Genomic DNA, 959 nt, shown 5'->3' with positions numbered 1-959 from the left:
AAAGTTTGAGTAAATATTAAATTAGCTCTTCTTATATTGTTTTCTCCTATGCATTTACCAGCGAGTGCAATAGAGCCTATTGTAAGCATTACATAAATACCAAATGATAAAGCAGTGATTGGCCAAACTATATTAATTGCAGTAAATGCATTAGCAGAAATAAAATGCGCCACAAAAAAACCGTCTACAAATACTGCAGCACTTCCCATAATCATACCCAAAATACTAGGTATAGCGAATTTAAAAAATAGTTTTATACTGCTATTTTCTATTAAAGTTTTATTATTAAGTTCCATTTTGTATGTCTATTTATTTAAAATAAAAAAATTAGAAGTACGTTTTCAGACTGATACCAAGTATAAATATTTTTGTTTATTTGTCAATAGTGTATATATAATATATAATAATATAAAGGAGATAATATGGAAATAATAAAATATAATAAAAAATATRTTAAAGAGGCTATAAATATATGGAATAATATCATAGAAGATGGTATTTATTTTCCTCAAATAGATGTTTTAAAAGATTTAGAAGAAGCAGATAAATATTTTTCTTCTCAAGATTATACTGGATTAGCGATAGAAGAAGAAAAAGTTTATGGCGTTTATATACTTCACCCTAATAATATGGGAAGGTGCGGACATATATGTAATGCTTCTTATGCTGTAGATAAAAATATTCGAGGTAAAGGGGTAGGGGAGGCATTAGTAAGAGATTGTATTAAACAGGGTGCTAAATTGGGTTATAAAATACTTCAGTTTAATGCTGTTGTATTGTCTAATGAAGCTGCTCATAGGTTATATAAAAAAATAGGCTTTAATGAAATAGGTATTGTAAAAAAAGGCTATCTTAATAAAAATAATGAGTATGAGGATATAGTTCTTTATTATATAGATTTATGATTAATTAAGGAGTATATAATGGACTTTAAAAAGGAGTATATAATGGACTTTAAA

General features: G+C 26.3%; 2 protein-coding genes. One reads left to right on the top strand and one right to left on the bottom strand.

Annotation, left to right across the window (positions count from 1 at the left end):
* Positions 1-296, bottom strand: a 296-nt coding sequence (locus GQX97_RS12490) for an MATE family efflux transporter (RefSeq protein WP_255447401.1), incomplete at its 3' end; no start/stop codon positions are given.
* A gap of 126 nt (positions 297-422) precedes the next feature.
* Here GQX97_RS12490 and GQX97_RS12485 point away from each other — a divergent pair.
* Positions 423-905 (top strand): GNAT family N-acetyltransferase, encoded by a 483-nt coding sequence (locus GQX97_RS12485; protein ID WP_157152236.1) that lies wholly within the window; start codon positions 423-425, stop codon positions 903-905.
* The last annotated feature ends 54 nt before the right edge of the window (positions 906-959 follow it).

Source organism: Brachyspira sp. SAP_772 (assembly GCF_009755885.1).
Lineage (GTDB): Bacteria > Spirochaetota > Brachyspiria > Brachyspirales > Brachyspiraceae > Brachyspira.
The sequence above is the reverse complement of the archived record's forward strand: the minus strand, read 5'-3'. Positions and strand labels throughout refer to the sequence as shown.